Source organism: Halopseudomonas oceani (genome assembly GCF_963677335.1).
In the GTDB taxonomy this organism is placed as follows: domain Bacteria; phylum Pseudomonadota; class Gammaproteobacteria; order Pseudomonadales; family Pseudomonadaceae; genus Halopseudomonas; species Halopseudomonas oceani.
This window is the reverse complement of the sequence record NZ_OY781932.1, coordinates 3,129,277-3,146,475: the sequence shown is the minus strand read 5'-3', so window position 1 is coordinate 3,146,475 and position 17,199 is coordinate 3,129,277. Positions and strand designations below refer to the sequence as shown.

General features: G+C 61.4%; 12 protein-coding genes. 6 read left to right on the top strand and 6 right to left on the bottom strand.

Annotation, left to right across the window (positions count from 1 at the left end):
* The 4 genes from rloA3 to ACKPCU_RS14690 form a co-directional block, all read right to left on the bottom strand.
* Positions 1 to 525: a retropepsin-like aspartic peptidase RloA3 gene (rloA3, locus tag ACKPCU_RS14705; protein ID WP_321347815.1), complete on the bottom strand. Its 525-nt coding sequence runs from the start codon at positions 523 to 525 to the stop codon at positions 1 to 3.
* 147 nt (positions 526 to 672) lie between these two features.
* A complete protein-coding gene (locus tag ACKPCU_RS14700; RefSeq protein ID WP_321347813.1) occupies positions 673 to 2,289 on the bottom strand; it encodes an SMP-30/gluconolactonase/LRE family protein in 1,617 nt (538 codons plus the stop codon).
* A 489-nt stretch (positions 2,290 to 2,778) separates the two neighbouring features.
* Positions 2,779 to 4,632 carry an ABC transporter ATP-binding protein gene (locus ACKPCU_RS14695; protein WP_321347811.1) on the bottom strand — a complete coding sequence of 618 codons (1,854 nt, stop codon included), beginning with the start codon at positions 4,630 to 4,632 and terminating at the stop codon, positions 2,779 to 2,781.
* A 131-nt stretch (positions 4,633 to 4,763) separates the two neighbouring features.
* Entirely contained in the window at positions 4,764 to 5,429 is a 666-nt protein-coding gene (locus tag ACKPCU_RS14690; RefSeq protein ID WP_170063016.1) for an SGNH/GDSL hydrolase family protein, read from the bottom strand.
* 496 nt (positions 5,430 to 5,925) lie between these two features.
* Here ACKPCU_RS14690 and nirB point away from each other — a divergent pair, with 496 nt between their 5' ends.
* The 4 genes from nirB to ACKPCU_RS14670 are packed head-to-tail and all read left to right on the top strand — an operon-like array spanning position 5,926 to position 11,455.
* The gene (gene nirB, locus ACKPCU_RS14685) at positions 5,926 to 8,487 is read left to right on the top strand and encodes a nitrite reductase large subunit NirB (protein ID WP_321347808.1); all 2,562 of its coding nucleotides are present in this window, start codon (positions 5,926 to 5,928) and stop codon (positions 8,485 to 8,487) included.
* Positions 8,484 to 8,846, top strand: coding sequence for a nitrite reductase small subunit NirD (gene nirD / locus ACKPCU_RS14680; protein ID WP_321347806.1), 363 nt, complete (start codon positions 8,484 to 8,486; stop codon positions 8,844 to 8,846). Before nirB ends, nirD begins: the two co-directional genes overlap by 4 nt.
* Positions 8,847 to 8,889: 43 nt before the next feature.
* Positions 8,890 to 9,699 carry a formate/nitrite transporter family protein gene (locus ACKPCU_RS14675; RefSeq protein WP_104737734.1) on the top strand — a complete coding sequence of 270 codons (810 nt, stop codon included), beginning with the start codon at positions 8,890 to 8,892 and terminating at the stop codon, positions 9,697 to 9,699.
* 40 nt (positions 9,700 to 9,739) lie between these two features.
* Complete coding sequence (locus ACKPCU_RS14670; protein WP_321347802.1) at positions 9,740 to 11,455, top strand: bifunctional protein-serine/threonine kinase/phosphatase; 1,716 nt, start codon at positions 9,740 to 9,742, stop codon at positions 11,453 to 11,455.
* On the opposite strand, the gene ACKPCU_RS14665 is transcribed toward ACKPCU_RS14670, so the two are convergent.
* Together ACKPCU_RS14665 and ACKPCU_RS14660 are read right to left on the bottom strand one after the other, a co-directional pair.
* Entirely contained in the window at positions 11,411 to 12,649 is a 1,239-nt protein-coding gene (locus tag ACKPCU_RS14665; RefSeq protein ID WP_321347800.1) for an MFS transporter, read from the bottom strand. The genes ACKPCU_RS14670 and ACKPCU_RS14665 overlap by 45 nt on opposite strands.
* Positions 12,646 to 13,089 carry a RidA family protein gene (locus tag ACKPCU_RS14660; protein ID WP_321347798.1) on the bottom strand — a complete coding sequence of 148 codons (444 nt, stop codon included), beginning with the start codon at positions 13,087 to 13,089 and terminating at the stop codon, positions 12,646 to 12,648. The genes ACKPCU_RS14665 and ACKPCU_RS14660 overlap by 4 nt, the downstream gene beginning before the upstream one ends.
* Positions 13,090 to 13,282: 193 nt before the next feature.
* Here ACKPCU_RS14660 and ACKPCU_RS14655 point away from each other — a divergent pair, with 193 nt between their 5' ends.
* Positions 13,283 to 14,704: an aminotransferase-like domain-containing protein gene (locus tag ACKPCU_RS14655; RefSeq protein WP_321347796.1), complete on the top strand. Its 1,422-nt coding sequence runs from the start codon at positions 13,283 to 13,285 to the stop codon at positions 14,702 to 14,704.
* 121 nt (positions 14,705 to 14,825) lie between these two features.
* Complete coding sequence (locus tag ACKPCU_RS14650) at positions 14,826 to 17,192, top strand: DUF6351 family protein (RefSeq protein WP_321347793.1); 2,367 nt, start codon at positions 14,826 to 14,828, stop codon at positions 17,190 to 17,192.
* Positions 17,193 to 17,199: the final 7 nt, after the last annotated feature.

Below are 17,199 nucleotides of genomic sequence, written 5' to 3'. Positions count from 1 at the left end.
TCAGGCGTTGCTGGAGACGCAATTGGGCTCGGTGGTAAACGTGCGTGAGCTGTCGACGTTACCCAGACGGTCCAGTGTGCGACGGCCGAGCAGCACCGGATAGTGCATGTTGCTGCGGTCGCGCAGCGAAAACTCTTCATTCAATCGCTCGCCGGCGATGCAGACATCCATCCGCACCACCGGGCGTTCTTCCGAGCCGCCGGCGCCGCGAACGCGCAGGTCCCGCTCCAGCGGACGTTCGAAGATTTCACTGACGACGTCCTCCGACTTCACGTCTTCCAGCGCCACCTTGAAGCGAACCCACTGCTCACCATCGCGCTCGAAGCGTTCGATGTCTTCGGCGTGCATGGACGAGGTGAGGGCGCCGGTGTCGAGTTTGAACTTGACGGTCATGTCTGCCGGTTCGATCACCCCCTGCTCGATCCAGCCGAGATTACGGGGTGTGTCAGCCAGCGCGGCCGGTGTTGTGGTTGCGGCGGCGGTGATAAGGGTTGATACGAACAGCGTCTTGATCGTTGAAGGCATCGGGATGTCTCCTGTTTGCAGCCATTTCAATATGCACTAATCGAATGACCACAAGATGCGATAGAAAATTCCATTGCATCAAACAGGAACTGGCTCGTTTGGGTTGTTGGTGCGGGTCGGCTCGAGGGCAGAACCGACCCGCAGCGGCTATTGCGGGGTGAGCCGGTAGAGGCCATTGTCGATGTCAGAGGCGAAGTACACGTGGCCCTCCGCATCGACTGCCAATGCTGTGGGGATACCGGTTGGCGGCATACCCGGGCCCGGCTTGAGGCCAATCGGCAGGTGCTCGGCCGCCACCTCGGATTGGCCGGTCTCGGGGTCGATAATCAGCAAGCGCTGGGCGCTCGGCTCAGCCACCAGCAGGCGGCCGTCGGGCAGCTGGGCAAGTCCTTCCGGCAGGCGCAGGCCTTCGGCAATACTGCTCAGTTCGCCAGTGGCTGGATTGAAGCGGCTCAGGGTGCCGCTCATTTGCGTCAGGTAGACCATGCCGTCGCCGGCACGAGTCATTTGTACAGGCCCCTGCAGGCCGGTTAGGACGTCGTTGCGCTCGCTCAGGTCCGTGCCAGAGAGGCGCAGCAGCTTGCCGGTTCCCATCTCGCTGACCAGGATGCTGCCGTCATCCAGCTCAACGGCCGCCGACGGGGCGTTGAGATGATGCACCATCGCCAGCGTGCTGTTGTCGCTGCGGCTGATCAGTTGCAGGGTACCGGTCGAGAAGCTGGTAACCAGCAGCCGCTCACGGCCGAGGCCGACGTTGATTGGGTACTCTGCGTCTGAACCGTGGGCGCGGCGCAGGTCAGTCACCTTGCCGCTGGCGGTGTCGACGGCGCGTAGCGAGAAGACGTCTGCGATATACAGGGTCTTGCCGTCTTCACTCAGAGTCAGCCCCGCCGGGACGGCCAGCTCGCCGCCGACAATCTGCCGGGCTTCGCCGGTCTGCGGGTTGACCCGGGTGATGCGGTTGTTGGCCATATTGGAGACGTAGATGTTGTCCTGCGCGTCCAGAGCCAGATTGTCCAAAGCGCTGTCGAGCTGGGCGATCACGCGGGTTTCGCCGCTGCTCTGGTCAACCTGCTTGAGTTGGCCGCTGAAGGTGTCGATGGCGTAAAGGTTCCCCTTGGAATCGAAGTTGGCGGCAGCCGGCGTCTTGAACTCGCTGGAGATGACCTTGATTTCGCCATCGGCGGGGTTGATGCGCACCACCTGCCCCTTGAACCAGAGCGGGCCATACAGCCAGCCATCGGCACCGACCTCAAAGCCGTTGAAGCCGCCCATTTCCTTGGCGATCAGCCGTGGCGGTTGCTGGCCGTTGCGGTCGATCTCCCAGAGCGCATCGCCGAGAAATACCTGGCTGGCATAGAGCGCACCGGTTTCATCGTTGAAGTCCAGTGAGTTGATGCCGGGCAGATCGGTCGCCAGCACCTGAATCGTGGCGTCATCGTTTTCCCTATACAGCACGCGGCCGGAGTAGAAGCCGGTCCAGGCCATTTCGCCGTTCGGGCCAATGGCTATGTCGTCGGCCTGGCCGTCGTCTGGACCGATCAGGGTACTGACGCTGCCGTTGTCGATGTCCACCTGGTAGATGCTGTTACCAACCACGCTGCCGGCGAGCAGGCGTCCCTGCTTGTCGACGGCTAGGCCGTGAACGCCCTTGAACGGCGAGGAGGCGACGATAACTTCAGGGTTGGAATAACTGGTGGCGAGGGCCAGGGGAGCCAAGCTGAACAGCCCGGCGAGGGCAAGCGCCCGCATGGGAAACGTCATCTGCGATCTTCCTTGTTGTTGTTTTGCTCCCGAGTCTAGACCCCTGCTGGGCCTTTGCGGGGGACATCAAGCAGGTTTATGTTGACGGATAAACGACTAGGCGACGAAAAGCTGGGGGTGCAAAAGACTGTGCACTGCTTGGGCCAATGGATGCCGTAGCCGCGATAGAACCACCGCATAAGTGGTGAATCGTGCACGGACCAACTCCCCGTTTACGCGGGCGAGTAGCACAGGGCTGACGGGAAATAGGACGGCAGCATGTCTGAGGAGCGTAGCGACGAGTTCTGCCGGCCCCCGTTAGCCCGAGCAACGCAGCGAACCCGAAGGGCCGCGTAGTCGGGTGCCCCGGGGGATCGCTAAGGGGGGCTGGGCAAGCAGCTCCCCTTGGCTCGCCGGAAAAGGCGAAAAGCGAATCGGGAAACGCCACTGGCAAACAGCTGAAAACGGGGGGGCGAGAATATCAACTTGCGACAAATGCCCCCGCCATCCTCACGCCGGCTGCTCAGCCTCCTCCAGCTCCTCACCAATAAACCCACCAGACTGCCGTGCCCAGAGGCGGGCGTAGACATCGCCGTGGGCGATCAGCTCGGTGTGGGAGCCCTGCTCGATGATCTTGCCCTGCTCCATGACCACCAGCCGATCCATCTGCGCGATGGTCGACAGGCGGTGGGCGATGGCGATGACGGTCTTGCCGTCCATCAGCCGGTTCAGGTTTTCCTGGATGGCCGCTTCGACGTCCGAGTCCAGCGCCGAGGTAGCCTCATCGAGAATCAGGATCGGCGCATCCTTGAGCATGACCCGGGCAATGGCGATGCGCTGGCGCTGGCCACCGGACAGCTTGACGCCGCGCTCACCGACGTGGGCGTCGAAGCCGAAGCGACCTTTGGCGTCCTCCAGGCCGGCGATGAACTGATCTGCCTCGGCGTTACGAGCGGCGTTAAGCATCATTTGCTCATCCGCATCAGGGCGACCGTAGAGGATGTTGTCGCGCACCGAACGGTGCAGCAGCGAGGTATCCTGGGTGACCATACCGATGTGTTCACGCAGGCTGTCCTGCTGGACCTCGGCGATGTTCTGACCATCGATCATGATGCGCCCGGCCTCAACGTCATAGAAGCGCAGCAGCAGATTGACCAGGGTCGATTTACCGGCGCCGGAGCGGCCGACCAGGCCGATCTTCTCGCCGGGTCGGATATGCAGGTTGAGGTGATCCATCACGCCGCCGCCCTTGCCGTAGTGAAATTCCACTGCCTCAAAGCGGATGTCACCCTGCGTCACGCGCAGCGGCTGGGCAGCTGACAGGTCGTTGACCACCTGGGGCCGCGAAATCGAGTTGATGCCGTCCTGCACGGTGCCGATGTTTTCGAACAGCGCCGATAACTCCCACATGATCCACTGCGACATGCCCCATAGACGCAGTACCAAGCCCACCGCGACAGCGACAGCGCCGACGCTGATGGTGCCCTGCACCCATAGCCAAAGTGCCGTTCCGGCCACACCCAGCAGCAACAGCGCGTTGAGGATGTACAGCAGGGTGTAGAGGGTCGTGACCAGCCGCATCTGCTTGTACACGGTGACCATGAATTCGTTCATGCCCTCGCGCGCATAATCGGACTCGCGCCGGGCGTGGGAGAACAGCTTGACGGTCTGAATATTGGTGTAGCTGTCGACAATCCGCCCGGTCATTACCGAGCGGGCGTCGGCCTGTACGCTGGCGACCTGACCCAATATCGGAATGTAGTGGCGCATCAACAGGATGTAGCCGGCCAGCCAGGCCAGCATCGGCAGGGTCAGACGCCAGTCGGCCATGCCGACCAGTACCAGCGTGCCGATGAAGTAGACGGCGATGTAATTCAGGACATCGATCAGCTTGATCACGCACTCACGCACGGCCAGTGCTGTTTGCATCAGCTTGGTGGCAATCCGGCCGGCGAACTCATCCTGATAGAACGCCATCGATTGTTTGAGCAGGTAGCGGTGCACCAGCCAGCGAATGCGCATCGGGTAGTTACCCATCAGCGTTTGATGGGTGGTCAGGCTGTTGAAGAAGATCAGCGTCGGCAGTGCGACCAGCACAATGAACGCCATGCCGGCCAGCTTCCAGCCCTCGTTCTGCAGAAAGGTTTCGCGTGTCTGCGCCGACAGCCAGTCAACGATATTGCCGAGAAAACCGAACAGCCACACTTCGGTGATGGCGATACCGGCCATCAGGACCGAGGCGATGATGATGTAGGGCCAGGCGCCGCGGGTGAAGTGCAGGCAGAAAGGCAGCAGCTGGCGCGGGGGCTCGCTCAGCTCTTCAAGGGGAAACGGATCAAGACGGTTTTCGAACCAGCGGAACATGCGAGGGCCTGCAGATTAACAAGGAGGGCGGGCCGAGCATTATGAGCGCCAAGGCGGCGGGTCTCAAGCGGACACGGCATGCCGTGTCCGCGTTTGAAAGGAGAGCCCGGCGCCCCGGCCCTCCCGAAACATCAATCCAGCGCTTGCAGGATCTTGTCGGCCAGCACGCGCGAGCCTGCAGCGGTCGGGTGGATGCCATCGCGGGTGATGTAATACGCCTCGCGGCCGGCAAAGTCAGCGCGTACATCAACAAATTTCACGCCCATGCCGGGGTAGGCGGCGGCTTTGTAGTTCATGCTGTAGTTGTTGATATCGTGCAGGTCTTCGGCACTGCCAACGGCGTTGTAGTACCCCAGAAAGATGATCTCTTCGATGCCGTCATTACGCATCTTCTGCACCAGCGCAGCGATGCGGTTTTCCAGATCGTTGAGCAACGGCATGCAGGCGCTCAGCGAGGGACGGCAGCTGTTGAGCTGAATGTCGTTACCGCCGCCGTTGAAGATCACCGTGCGAATGCCACTCTTGTCGGCCCGCGCATACTGGTTTTCAACCGAGTAGAGGCGTGAACAGAGGATGTTACCGCCGGTCAGCTGGCAGCCGGAGCGGGCGTAGGTATCGATGTTTTCGTCCAGCTCGGCTTCCAGGTTCTCGTGAATGTCTCCAGACAGGGCAAAGATCGAATCGCCGAGAATCATAGTGTCCGGTTGGCTGATGCCGGGATTGCTGGCCATTGCGGGAATGTTGAACAGGGCGCTAAGGGCGAGTGCGGCCAGGCCGCGTTTGAACAGAGTGTGCATGTGCGTTCCTTCTTGTTGTTGTGCTGAGCCGTCTCCAGTAAGGCGCAATTCCGTATTGAAACAAAAGGAGACATTTTGTTGTTGTGCCTCGTGCATGTTAGGCACCGCTGTGCGCTGAACAAGCACCCAAACGGGCGAGAAGAGAGGAGCGTTGAGTGCACCATTGCGGACGCTGTGGCAGTGGACTGCACCGCACTGGTTCGTGCAGAGGCAACGGATATAGTTCAAGACGACGCTAGATTTTCGTTTAAATATTAAAAATATCAATGCGTTACATGGGCGCTTGGCGCGGATTCAGGATGTGGCACGGCGGTTGCTTGCGAGGTTTTACAGCCAGCTATGACAGCCAGGCTCATTGCTCGGGCAGGCGTTAAACAGCGTCAGATCCGAGCAGCACAATCTGAGAATCAAAGGCAAAGGCGCCTGCAACTGGAGACAGTTGCAGGCGCCTTTTTTGTTGTCTGCGTAACCGCGGACCCGTGACTGAGGACAGGCCATGAATGCGTTCGTTGCCCCAATCAAGAAAGAAACGCTGATCATCATCGGCAATGGCATGGTGGGACACGATTGCATCGAGCAGCTCGTCGAGCAGGGTGCACTTGCCCATTATCAGGTGCACGTGTTCGGCGAAGAGCGCCAGCGGGCGTATGACCGTGTCCATCTGTCGGAGTACTTCGGTGGGCGTGATGCCGAGTCGCTGGCGCTCTGCGCTGCGGACTATTACAGCGAACACGGTGTGCAGGCGCATTTGCATGAGTCGGTGCTGGAGATCGATCGCGAGCAGCAGCAGGTGGTCACTGCAAATGGCCGCCTCGCCTACGACAAACTGATTCTGGCCACCGGCTCCTACCCCTTTGTGCCGCCGATTCCGGGCGCTGAGGGTAACTCACGACTGGTTTACCGCACGTTGGATGATCTGGATGCGATTCGTGTGGCGGCGAGCGGTGCGCGCCGGGGTGTTGTGGTCGGTGGCGGCCTGCTCGGGCTGGAAGCCGCCAACGCGCTCACGTCGCTGGGGCTGGAAGCGCATGTGGTCGAGTTCGCACCACGGCTGATGCCGGTGCAACTGGATGACGACGGCGGTGCCGCGTTGAAAGCACGGATTGAAGCGCTTGGCGTTGGCGTGCATTTGTCTCGCGCGACCAGCGAGATCGTCGCTGGTGACGACTATGCCTACCGCATGAACTTCGCTGACGGCGAGTCACTGGAAACCGACCTGATCGTGTTTTCTGCCGGTATTCGTCCGCAGGACACCTTGGCGCGCTCTGCCGGGCTGGCCGTTGCCGAGCGCGGCGGGGTGGTGATCGACGACGGCTTCTGCACCAATGATCCGGCCATTTTCGCCATCGGCGAATGTGCGTCCTGGCAAGGCCGGGTATTCGGTCTGGTTGCGCCGGGGTACAGCATGGCGCGCAATCTGGCGGCCAGTCTGGTGGGGCGTCCGCACGAGGCGTTTTCCGGCGCGGACATGTCGACCAAGCTGAAACTGCTGGGCGTCGACGTCGGCTCCATCGGCGACGCCCACGGCGCTACCGAAGGGTCGCGCAGTTACCGCTATATCGACGATGTGACCAACAGCTATCGCCGTCTGGTGGTTTCGGCCGATGGCAAGCGGGTGATCGGTGCGGTGCTGGTTGGCGACAACAGCTACTACGACACTCTGCTGCAGTACGCCCTGAACGGCATCAAGCTGCCGGCCGACCCGGCCAGCCTGATCCTGCCGGTGGGTGAGGGCGCGCCGACGCTGGGTGCCGATGCGCTGCCCGATACCGCGACCATCTGCTCCTGCCACAACGTCAGCAAGGGCGCGGTGTGCTGTCAGGTCGACGCCGGCTGCACCGATCTGGGCGAACTCAAGGCCAACACCAAGGCGGCGACCGGTTGCGGTGGTTGCGCGGCACTGCTCAAGCAGGTGTTTGAGCACGAACTGTCGGCTCGCGGCGTCGAAGTCGACAAGAGCCTGTGCGAACACTTCGCGCACACCCGTCAGGAGCTCTACGGCATTGTTCGCGTCGAGGGCATCGAGAGTTTTGAAGAACTGCTGAGCAAGCACGGTCGTGGTCATCACGGCTGCGATATCTGCAAGCCGGCAGTGGGGTCGATTCTCGCGTCCTGCTGGAACCAGCCGATCACCGATCCGGGCCTGATTCCGCTGCAGGACACCAACGACACCTTCATGGCCAACATGCAGAAGAATGGCACCTACTCGATTGTGCCGCGCATCGCCGGGGGGGAGATCACGCCGGAGAAGTTGATCGTGCTGGGGCAGGTTGCCAAGAAATATGACCTCTACACCAAGATCACCGGCGGTCAGCGTATCGACCTGTTTGGTGCTGAGTTGCACGAGCTGCCCGACATCTGGGCCGAGCTGATCGAGGCCGGTTTCGAGACCGGCCACGCCTACGGCAAGTCGCTGCGTACGGTGAAGTCCTGTGTCGGCAGCACCTGGTGCCGCTACGGTGTGCAGGACAGCGTCGGTATGGCGCTGACCCTGGAAGATCGCTACAAGGGTCTGCGTTCACCGCACAAGATCAAGTTCGCCGTGTCCGGTTGCACCCGCGAATGCGCCGAGGCGCAGAGCAAGGATGTGGGCGTGATCGCTACCGAGAAGGGCTGGAACCTCTACGTGGCTGGCAACGGCGGCATGCGTCCGCGCCACGCCGAACTGTTCGGCACCGACCTCGATGACGCGACGCTGATCAAGTACATCGACCGTTTCCTGATGTTCTACGTGCGCACGGCGGATCGCCTGCAACGTACCTCGGTCTGGCGCGAGAGCCTGGAAGGCGGCCTGGAGTACCTGCAGGACGTGATCATCAACGACAGTCTGGGCCTGGGCGCCGAGCTGGAAAGCCAGATGCAGCTGGTGATCGACCGCTATGAGTGCGAGTGGGCCAACGCCATCAGCGACCCGGAAAAACTCAAGCGCTTCCGCACCTTCGTCAACGACGAGCGTAATGATCCGGATATTCACTTCGTCAGGGAGCGCGGCCAGCGTCGGCCGGTCAAGGCTTCCGAACTGCACCTGATTCCCGTCGCCGAGGAGGCCGCCCAATGACCCGTTCCAGCACATCTCCGCAAACCGCTACCCAATGGCGCGCGCTCTGCGCCCGTGACGATCTGGTTGCCAACTCAGGCGTGGTGGCCTGGCTCGATGGTGAGCAGGTAGCGCTGTTCCACCTGCCGAGCGAGAACCAGCTGTTTGCCATAGCCAACCGTGACCCCAAGTCCGGCGCCAACGTGATCGGCCGCGGCATCGTCGGTCAGCTCAAGGGTGAACTGGTGATTGCTTCGCCGCTGTACAAGCAGCACTTCCGTCTGACCGACGGCCAGTGCATCGAATACCCCGACCAGCGACTGCAAGTGTGGCCCGCCCGCCTGCACGGTGACCGGGTCGAGATTGGGTTGGCGGTCTGAAGCCGTCGGCCAAACTGCGTTTCACCAACTGGAGAGTTGAATCATGTCCTACCTGATCCCAAATGAGTTCGTGACCAAGATGGTCGACTCCGGCGAGTCGAAAATCTTCATGTCGACCCGCGATACCCTGATCCGCGCGTATATGGCCGGGGCGATTCTGGCCCTGGCGGCGGTGTTTGCTGTCACCATCACGGTGCAGACCGGATCGCCGCTGGTGGGCGCCATGCTGTTCCCGGTCGGCTTCGTGATGCTCTATCTGATGGGCTTCGACCTGCTCACGGGGGTGTTTGTCCTGGCGCCGCTGGCGTTGCTGGACAAGCGACCGGGCGTGACGGTCAATGGCGTACTGCGCAACTGGGGGCTGGTGTTTGTCGGCAACTTTGCCGGAGCGTTGACCGTGGCATTGATGATGGCGTTTGTCTTCACCATGGGTTTTTCTACCGAGCCAGGGCCGATTGGTGAAAAGATCTCGCACATCGGGGAAGCGCGCACCTTGGGCTATGCCGAGTACGGTCTGGCCGGCTGGCTGACCATTTTCATTCGCGGCATGTTGTGCAACTGGATGGTATCGATGGGTGTGGTTGGCGCAATGATCTCGACGTCGGTCAGCGGCAAGGTTATCGCCATGTGGATGCCAATCATGCTGTTCTTTTTCATGGGCTTTGAGCACTCGGTGGTGAACATGTTTCTGTTCCCGTCGGCGATGATCATGGGCGGCGATTTCTCGGTGATGGATTACATGATCTGGAACGAAATCCCCACGGCGCTGGGCAACCTGGTGGGTGGCCTGGCGTTTACCGGTCTGACGCTGTACACCACCCATGTCCGCACCGCACCGACCCGCGCGCTCTGAAGCGGTGTTGTGAGAGTCGATTGCCGATCGTGCTGGCCCGGTGGTGACAACGTTGCGGTTGACGCTGGGGCAGTGCTCCCGCGCCGGCCGCAAGGCGATCAATCAGGATCATTGTGCAGCGCGGATTCCTGACGGGCCGCAATTGGCCGCCAAGGGCGCAGTGCTGGCGCTGGCCGACGGGATCAGCTCCAGTGCGGTCAGCCAGGAAGCCGCGCAGGCCGCGGTCAATGGATTTGTGCAGGATTACTATTGCACCGCAGACCCCTGGTCGGTAAAGCAGGCCGGCGAGCGGGTGATCAGTGCGCTCAATTCATGGCTGCATGCGCAAGGCAGGCGTAGCCAGTATCGCTACGACCGGGACCGCGGCTATGTCTGCACTTTCAGCGCGCTGGTAATCAAGTCGACCACCGCGCACCTGTTTCATGTCGGCGACGCACGCATCTATCGGGTTCACCGGCGCAGCCTCGAACAGCTCACGGTCGATCACCGCGTCTGGCTCGGCGAGCAGAGTCAGCTGACCCGGGCGCTGGGTATCAGTGACGGGGTGGATATCGACTATCAGACACTGGCGCTGGAGCCGGATGAAGTGTTGCTCATGGCGACTGACGGGGTCTACGAGTTCATCGACCCGGCGCGGGTAAGTGAGTTGGTCGAGGCCTGTAACGGTGACCTGCAGCAGGCCGCCGATGCGCTGGTAGCCGAAGCGCTGGCCAACGGCAGCGACGATAACCTGACTGTGCAATTGCTGCGTATCGACAGCTTGCCTAATGGGCAGGCGGCGGAACTGCACCGCCAGTTTGCCGATCTGCCGCTGCCACTGGTGCTGGAACCGGGCAAGGTGATCGATGGCCTGCGGGTGATCCGTCAGTTGCACGTCAGCGCCCGCAGTCATGTCTATCTGGTGCAGGAGCAGGTCAGCGGTACCCAACTAGTACTCAAGGCGCCGTCGGTCGAGCAGCAGCATGATCGCGCCCAGCTGGAGCGGCTGCTGACCGAGGAATGGATTGCCCGGCGCATCGACAGTCCCCATGTGATGAAGGCGGCGTTGGCGGGCCGACCGCGCACCTGCCTCTATTGCCTGTGCGAATACATCGAAGGCCAGACCTTGGCCCAGTGGATGCGCGACAATCCGCAACCACCGCTGGAGCGGGTGCGCGACATTGTCGAGCAGATTGCCCGCGGGCTGCGCGCCTTTCACCGGCTAGAGATGCTGCATCAGGATCTGCGTCCGGCGAATGTGATGATCGACCCCAATGGCTGTGTGCGGCTGATCGACTTTGGCGCGGTGCGGGTTGCCGGTCTGCTGGAGGCTGGTGTGCAGCACCCGTGTGAGCGTCTCGGCACCGCCCAATACAGCGCGCCGGAGTATTTTCTGGGCGAGCAGGGTAGTGTGCGCTCCGACCAGTTTTCACTGGCTGTCATTGCCTATCAACTGCTTTGCGGTGGACTGCCCTATGGTGCTGAACTGGCTCGTGCGCAAAGCCGCGCCGCGCAGCATCGGCTGCGTTACCGCTCGGTGCTGGGGCCCCAGCGCAGCCTGCCAGCCTGGCTTGACCCGGTGTTACGCCGTGCCCTGAGCCTGGACCCGTACAAGCGTTTTGACGACCTCTCGGAATTGGTCTTCGAACTGCGTCAGCCCAGCGCTGCCATGCTTGCTGTGGGACGCGCTCCCCTGCTGGAGCGCAACCCGGTGCTGTTCTGGCAGCTCACCTCACTGGGGTTGGGGCTGGCATTGCTGTTCAGTCTGTTGCGCTGAGTCTGCTCGCTTGAGGCTCTGGTCCCATGCCAGCACTGCCAGTGCAACTACTCCGAAGCCGACGCCGACCGCGCAGGTGCCGGCCCATCCGGCATGGCTCCAGGCACTAACGCCCAGTGCCGAGCCGCTGGACGCGCCGATAAAGTAGCAGGTCATATACACGGCATTGACGCGCGCCCGCGCTTGCGGCGCCAGCTTGTAAATCACGCTCTGGTTGCTGATATGCACGGCGGGCAGGGCAACATCGAGTACCAGCAGCGCGAGCAGAAAGGTCAGCAGACTACCACTGCCGAGATACAGGCCTATCCAGCCAAGCAGCAATATGCCGATGGCAATCAGGGTGACAGGTTGGCCTAGCCCGCGATCAGACAAGCGCCCGGCCAGGCTCGCTGTGACAACGCCCGCCACGCCAATCAACCCGATCAGGCCGATCTGACTATCGCTCAGGCCGAACGGCGGCGCGGAGAGCAGCAGCGCCATAGTCGAGAACAGGGCACTGACCGAACCAAAGACCAGGCCGCCGAGTACGGAGCGGGTGCGTAGGCGTGGGTGTTCGGCTGCCAGCTTGAGCAGCGAGCGCATCGTCGCGCCGTAGCTCTGAGGGGCGGGATTGCGCGCCTGCGGCAGCACCCGCAACAAAGCGCCGGCCAGCAGCACCATTAGCACCGCGCTGACCTGATACACCGTCTCCCAGCCGCCGATCTCCGACAGCAAACCGGCAGCCGTTCGCGCCAACAGAATCCCGGCCAGCAGACCGCTCATTACCAGGCCGACCGCGCGCCCGCTGCGCAGCGGGTCAGACAGATTGGCGGCCATCGGCACCAGCGTTTGCGCGGCAACCGAGAACACGCCAGTGATCAGCGTGCCGACAATCAACAGCGAAAAGCTGCCACCCCAGCCACTGATCGCCAGCCCGCTGGCAGCCAATAACATCAGGCCGACGGCCAATGCGCGTTGCTCCAGCTTGTCGCCGAGCGGCACCAGAAACAGCAGCCCAAGGGCGTAGGCTACCTGGGATAGCGTCACGGTTGTAGCGGCCATCTCCTCACTGATATTCAGTGCATGGGCCATTGAGGAGAGCAGCGGCTGATTGAAGTAGTTGGCGCCTGCGCACAGGCCGGTGGCGGTGGCCATCATCAAGAGCGTTGCGGTCGAGAGGTAGCCGTTTTCGCTGGCGTTTACCCTGGTGCTCATGCGGCCTGCTCCTGGCTTGCCGGCAGGCAGGCGGTGGCGTCAATCTCGATCAGCATGCCGTCCAGTGCCAGTCGCGGAACCGGGATCAGGGTGCAGGCCGGGGCCATATCAGCGCCCGCCGCACTGGCCAGGGCTTCACTGATCAACGCCAATCTGGCTTCGCTGTGGTCAACCACCAGCACTGTCAGCTTGGCGATCTGCGCAAAACGGGCACCGCCGGCCGCCAGTGCCCGCTGGAGGTTGTCCAGACATTGCTGCAGTTGCTCGGCAAAGTCGTCGGACAACGTACCATTGACGTCTTCGCCCCCTTGACCAGCAACGAACAGCCAGCGCGCGTTGGCTGGTGCCAGCATCAGGTGTGAATAACCATTGGCTGAGGGGTCGTACAGACCGATCGGATTGATCGCCTGTAGGCGAGGCATGGTGCGCGTTTGCGGCATGGCGGAGATTCCTTGGAGAGCATCAGTGGAGGAGACCGGCGCACTGTAAAACCTCAGGTTAACTTGAGGTCAAGCGCGCTATGCTGCAATCGGCTGTCTGCTTTGCAGCTGCGCAGCTGGGTGGTTACACTCGCCGCATACTTACAAGAACACACGCGATCGCAGCTATCTCCGCTGTGGGGCAAGGAATGCCATGGCTCAAGAGCTATTTCTGTATGAAACCCTGTGCGAACAGCTGGCTGCCCGCATCCGCCGGGGCGGCTTTGCGCCGGGCGAACGCCTGCCATCGGTGCGGGTGCTGAGCAAGACCTTCGGCGTCAGCGTCAATACCACCATTCAGTCGCTGCACAAGTTGGAGATGGATGGCTACATCGAAGTGCGGGAACGCTCCGGGGCCTATGTCCGTGAGCAACTGCCCGCGATAGGCCTGAGCGCCAATCTGAGCCATTTCCCGGTGTTGCCGGTCGAGGTGTCGCTCAGCGACGAGATTCTCCACTACATGGAGCCCTATGCACTGTCACAGGCACAGCACCTGGGGATTGCCTTGCCGGATGCCAGTCTGATGCCGGTGGAGAAAGTCATGCGGTTGTGGCGCGATGCCAGCCGGCGTCACACTCGAACCCTATGGGACTATAGTCACCCCAATGGCCTGCCGTTACTGACCCGCCAGTTGGCGTTGCGGAGTATGGGGCACGAAGTGGCAATCGCCGACAACGATATCCTGGTCACCAACGGCTGCATGGAAGCGATTGAACTGGCTCTGCGCGCCGTGACCCGGCCAGGTGACGTGGTCGCGGTAGAGTCGCCAACCTATTACGGCAGCCTGCTGGCTCTGGAAGTGCTGGGGCGCAGGGCGCTTGAGGTGCCGACCCATTACCGCGACGGCATTTGCCTTTACTCGCTGGAGCAGGCCTTCAGGCGCGGGCAGGTCAAGGCCTGCATTGTGTCCTGCAATGTGCAGAATCCGCTGGGATATGTCATGTCCACTGAGCGCAAGCGGCGGCTTGTGCAGCTGTCCAGCCAATATCAGGTGCCTCTGATCGAGAATGATATTTGGGGCGACACGGCCTACGGTGGCGACACGCCGCCGGCCAAGGCGTTTGATCACAGCGGGATGGTGATCTACTGCAACTCCTTTTCCAAATCACTGATGCCAGGCCTGCGACTGGGTTGGGTCGCAGGCGGTCGCTTTCACGACCGGCTGCGCGAACTCAAGCAGATCAGTAGTATTACCACAGCTGCCGGTCCGCAACTGGTCATGGCGCGCTTCCTGGAGAGCGGCGGATATGCCCAGCATCTGGTCCAGCTCCGAGCAGCGCTTCACCGGCAGGTCGGCGAGGCGCTGGAACTGGTGCGACATGCCTTTCCGCCGGGCACCTGGGTACACCCACCGGAAGGCGGATGCGTGCTCTGGGTCAGGCTGCCCGAGCACCGGGATTCGCGCAAATTGTTCCAGCAGGCGCTCGATGACGGCATTCATATCTTTCCTGGCAGTGTGTTTTCGGTCGGCCCGCGGCATGTTGACTTCATGCGCCTGAACGTCGGCAGCGCCCTGACGCCTGAGGTTCGAGAAAAGATCCGGCGGCTGGGGGGGCTGGCGGCTGAATTGCAGTGAGCGGCAACATCTGTATCAGTGGGATTGACAGATCTGTACCTGTTTTCGACAAACCGGGCTGCCCTAGGATGGGGCGCGCTATATCAACAACAAAAAGCCCATTGTCGGAGAGGGATGATCCATGGCACATCTGCGTACACTTGCACCCATCTTTTCACTCAGTTTATTGACGTTAGCCCTGTCTGGTTGTTTGAGCAGCGGCGGCGGCTCTGACTCCAATGACACAAGCCGCCCTGATCTGTCGCTCGGCGTGCTGTCCAGCGCGGTTGATCAGGTCACCGGTGACGATGTTCTGATTACTATCGAAGGTGATCTTGCACTGGTTGATGCCGAGCTCGATAACCTGGAGCTATGGCTAAACGACACCGAGATCGAGCCCAGCCGGATGGTTGTGCGTAACGGTCGACTGGAAGTTCTGGTCGAAGGTCTCACGTTGGGTGAGAACCGCCTGGAGCTGCACCATAGCAAGCATGGTGAGCTTTACAGTATGACGCTGACGGCTTACCCCGAGACCGGTCCGGTATTCTCCGGCCCGCAGCAATACCCCTTCGTCTGCAGTGTGGTACAGCAGGTCGGAGTTCAACCGCTGGTTGATAACCAGGAAGGTGGTTACCCGGTCTATGAAGGCGAAACAGTGGTTGGTTATAGCCGCGACTGCACCATCGAGCCGAAGGTTGAGTTTCTGTATATGAACACCGAAGGCGATTACGCGCCGTTGCCGGAGGACCGCAGCCGTCCGGCGGATATGGCAACGACCACGCTTACCGATGGCCGTACGGTTGACTTCGTCGTGCGCCGTGAAGTTGGCACGTTGAACCGTTTCATCTACAGCTTTGCGACCCTGGCTGATCGGAGCGACGCCGATGATGCCGCCAGCACCGACCTGTGGAATGGCCGCTTGCTGTATCACTTCGAAGGTGGTGTTGGTATCGGCCACAGCCAGGGCCGGATGAGTGATGATGCGCTAACCCCGGAAGTGCTGGGGCTGGGTTACGCGGTGATTTACTCGACCGGCACGCGTGCCGATACGCATTACAACCTGCAGGTGGGCGGTGAGACCGCACTGATGACCAAGGAGCACTTTGTCAAACGCTTCGGCGTGCCCGAATACACGGTCGCTATTGGTGGCTCGGGTGGTGCGATCCAGCAATATGTCTACTCGCAGAATCATCCGGGCCTGATCGACGCTGGGGTGCCGCAGTACTCTTATCCGGATATGGTGACCCAGACCATTCACGTGGGTGACTGCGAGTTGCTCGAGTACTACATGGACGCGACCGACCGTACCAACACGCGCTGGCAGACCACGGAGAACCGCAGCCTGCTGGTGGGGCTGAACGCGACGGATGACTACCCAGATGCGCTCTATGACCGGAAAAGAGAGTTAGGCTTCGCCAGTGCGCCTGGCTCGACCGAATGCATCCCGGCCTGGCGCGGGCTGACGCCGCTGACCATGAATCCGCACTTTGGCCAGGCTCCCTATCAGGATCAGATGCAGCCGCCGGAAATCATGGCTGATGTGCACTGGACGCACTTCGATGACCTGCGCAACGTCTATGGCGTTGACGAGCAGGGTGAGCCGCGCACCCTGTTCGACAACGTTGGTGTGCAGTACGGCCTGGAGCCACTGCGCAAGGGGCAGATCACACCTGCCGAATTCCTGCGTCTCAATACCCTGATCGGTGGCTGGAAGCAGCCTAGTGAGATGGTGCAGGAGGGCTTTCCGTTCCTGCCGCCCGATACGGCGGCTAACTTCGATCCGTGGAGCAGTCGCAACATGAACCTGAGCGTTGATGGCACGACGCCGGCTCCGCGCACCGAGGGTGACCCGCTGGCGATGAATGCTGCGTATGAGCAGGGCATTGTGTTCGATGGTCAGCTCAATATCCCGGTGATCGACTGGCGGCATTACCTGGAGGAAGTGCTGGATATGCATAACAGCCATCAGTCCTTCTCCTCGCGTCAGCGCATCATCAATCGCATGGGGAATGCCGATAATCAGGTGATCTGGTTTACCGACACTAGACCGACTGATACTTCAGACCCTTCCCGTCCGCGCCCGCAGCGCAACTTTGATCAGACCTGGATGGCGCTGGAGGTGCTGGATCAGTGGCTGACCAACATCCGCGAGAACCCGGAACTGAGTATCGGTGAGAATCGACCGGCAACCGCCGTTGACAGCTGCTTCAATACCGATGGCAGTCTGATCGCCCAAGGTGACAGCGTCTGGGATGGCATCATCAATGAGCAGCCGGCCGGGACCTGCACCCAGCAGTTCCCGACGTACACGACGTCGCGCATGCAGGCCGGTGGCCCGATTGAGGGCAGCGTCTTCAAGTGCGCGCTGAAGCCGCTCAGTACAGCGTTGGTTGACGGTACTTATGGCAGCTGGGTCCCTGATACCGATGAGGTGGCGCAGCTCAATGCCATCTTCCCGCAGGGCGTATGCGACTACAGTCAGCCTGATCAGGGGCGGCCGGACAGTTGAGGTGATG

Coding starts and splice junctions, on each gene's coding strand:
- rloA3 (WP_321347815.1), bottom strand. CDS start 525: ATGCCTTCAACGATCAAGACGCTGTTCGTATCAACCCTTATCACCGCC.
- ACKPCU_RS14700 (WP_321347813.1), bottom strand. CDS start 2,289: ATGACGTTTCCCATGCGGGCGCTTGCCCTCGCCGGGCTGTTCAGCTTG.
- ACKPCU_RS14695 (WP_321347811.1), bottom strand. CDS start 4,632: ATGTTCCGCTGGTTCGAAAACCGTCTTGATCCGTTTCCCCTTGAAGAG.
- ACKPCU_RS14690 (WP_170063016.1), bottom strand. CDS start 5,429: ATGCACACTCTGTTCAAACGCGGCCTGGCCGCACTCGCCCTTAGCGCC.
- nirB (WP_321347808.1), top strand. CDS start 5,926: ATGAATGCGTTCGTTGCCCCAATCAAGAAAGAAACGCTGATCATCATC.
- nirD (WP_321347806.1), top strand. CDS start 8,484: ATGACCCGTTCCAGCACATCTCCGCAAACCGCTACCCAATGGCGCGCG.
- ACKPCU_RS14675 (WP_104737734.1), top strand. CDS start 8,890: ATGTCCTACCTGATCCCAAATGAGTTCGTGACCAAGATGGTCGACTCC.
- ACKPCU_RS14665 (WP_321347800.1), bottom strand. CDS start 12,649: ATGAGCACCAGGGTAAACGCCAGCGAAAACGGCTACCTCTCGACCGCA.
- ACKPCU_RS14660 (WP_321347798.1), bottom strand. CDS start 13,089: ATGCCGCAAACGCGCACCATGCCTCGCCTACAGGCGATCAATCCGATC.
- ACKPCU_RS14655 (WP_321347796.1), top strand. CDS start 13,283: ATGGCTCAAGAGCTATTTCTGTATGAAACCCTGTGCGAACAGCTGGCT.
- ACKPCU_RS14650 (WP_321347793.1), top strand. CDS start 14,826: ATGGCACATCTGCGTACACTTGCACCCATCTTTTCACTCAGTTTATTG.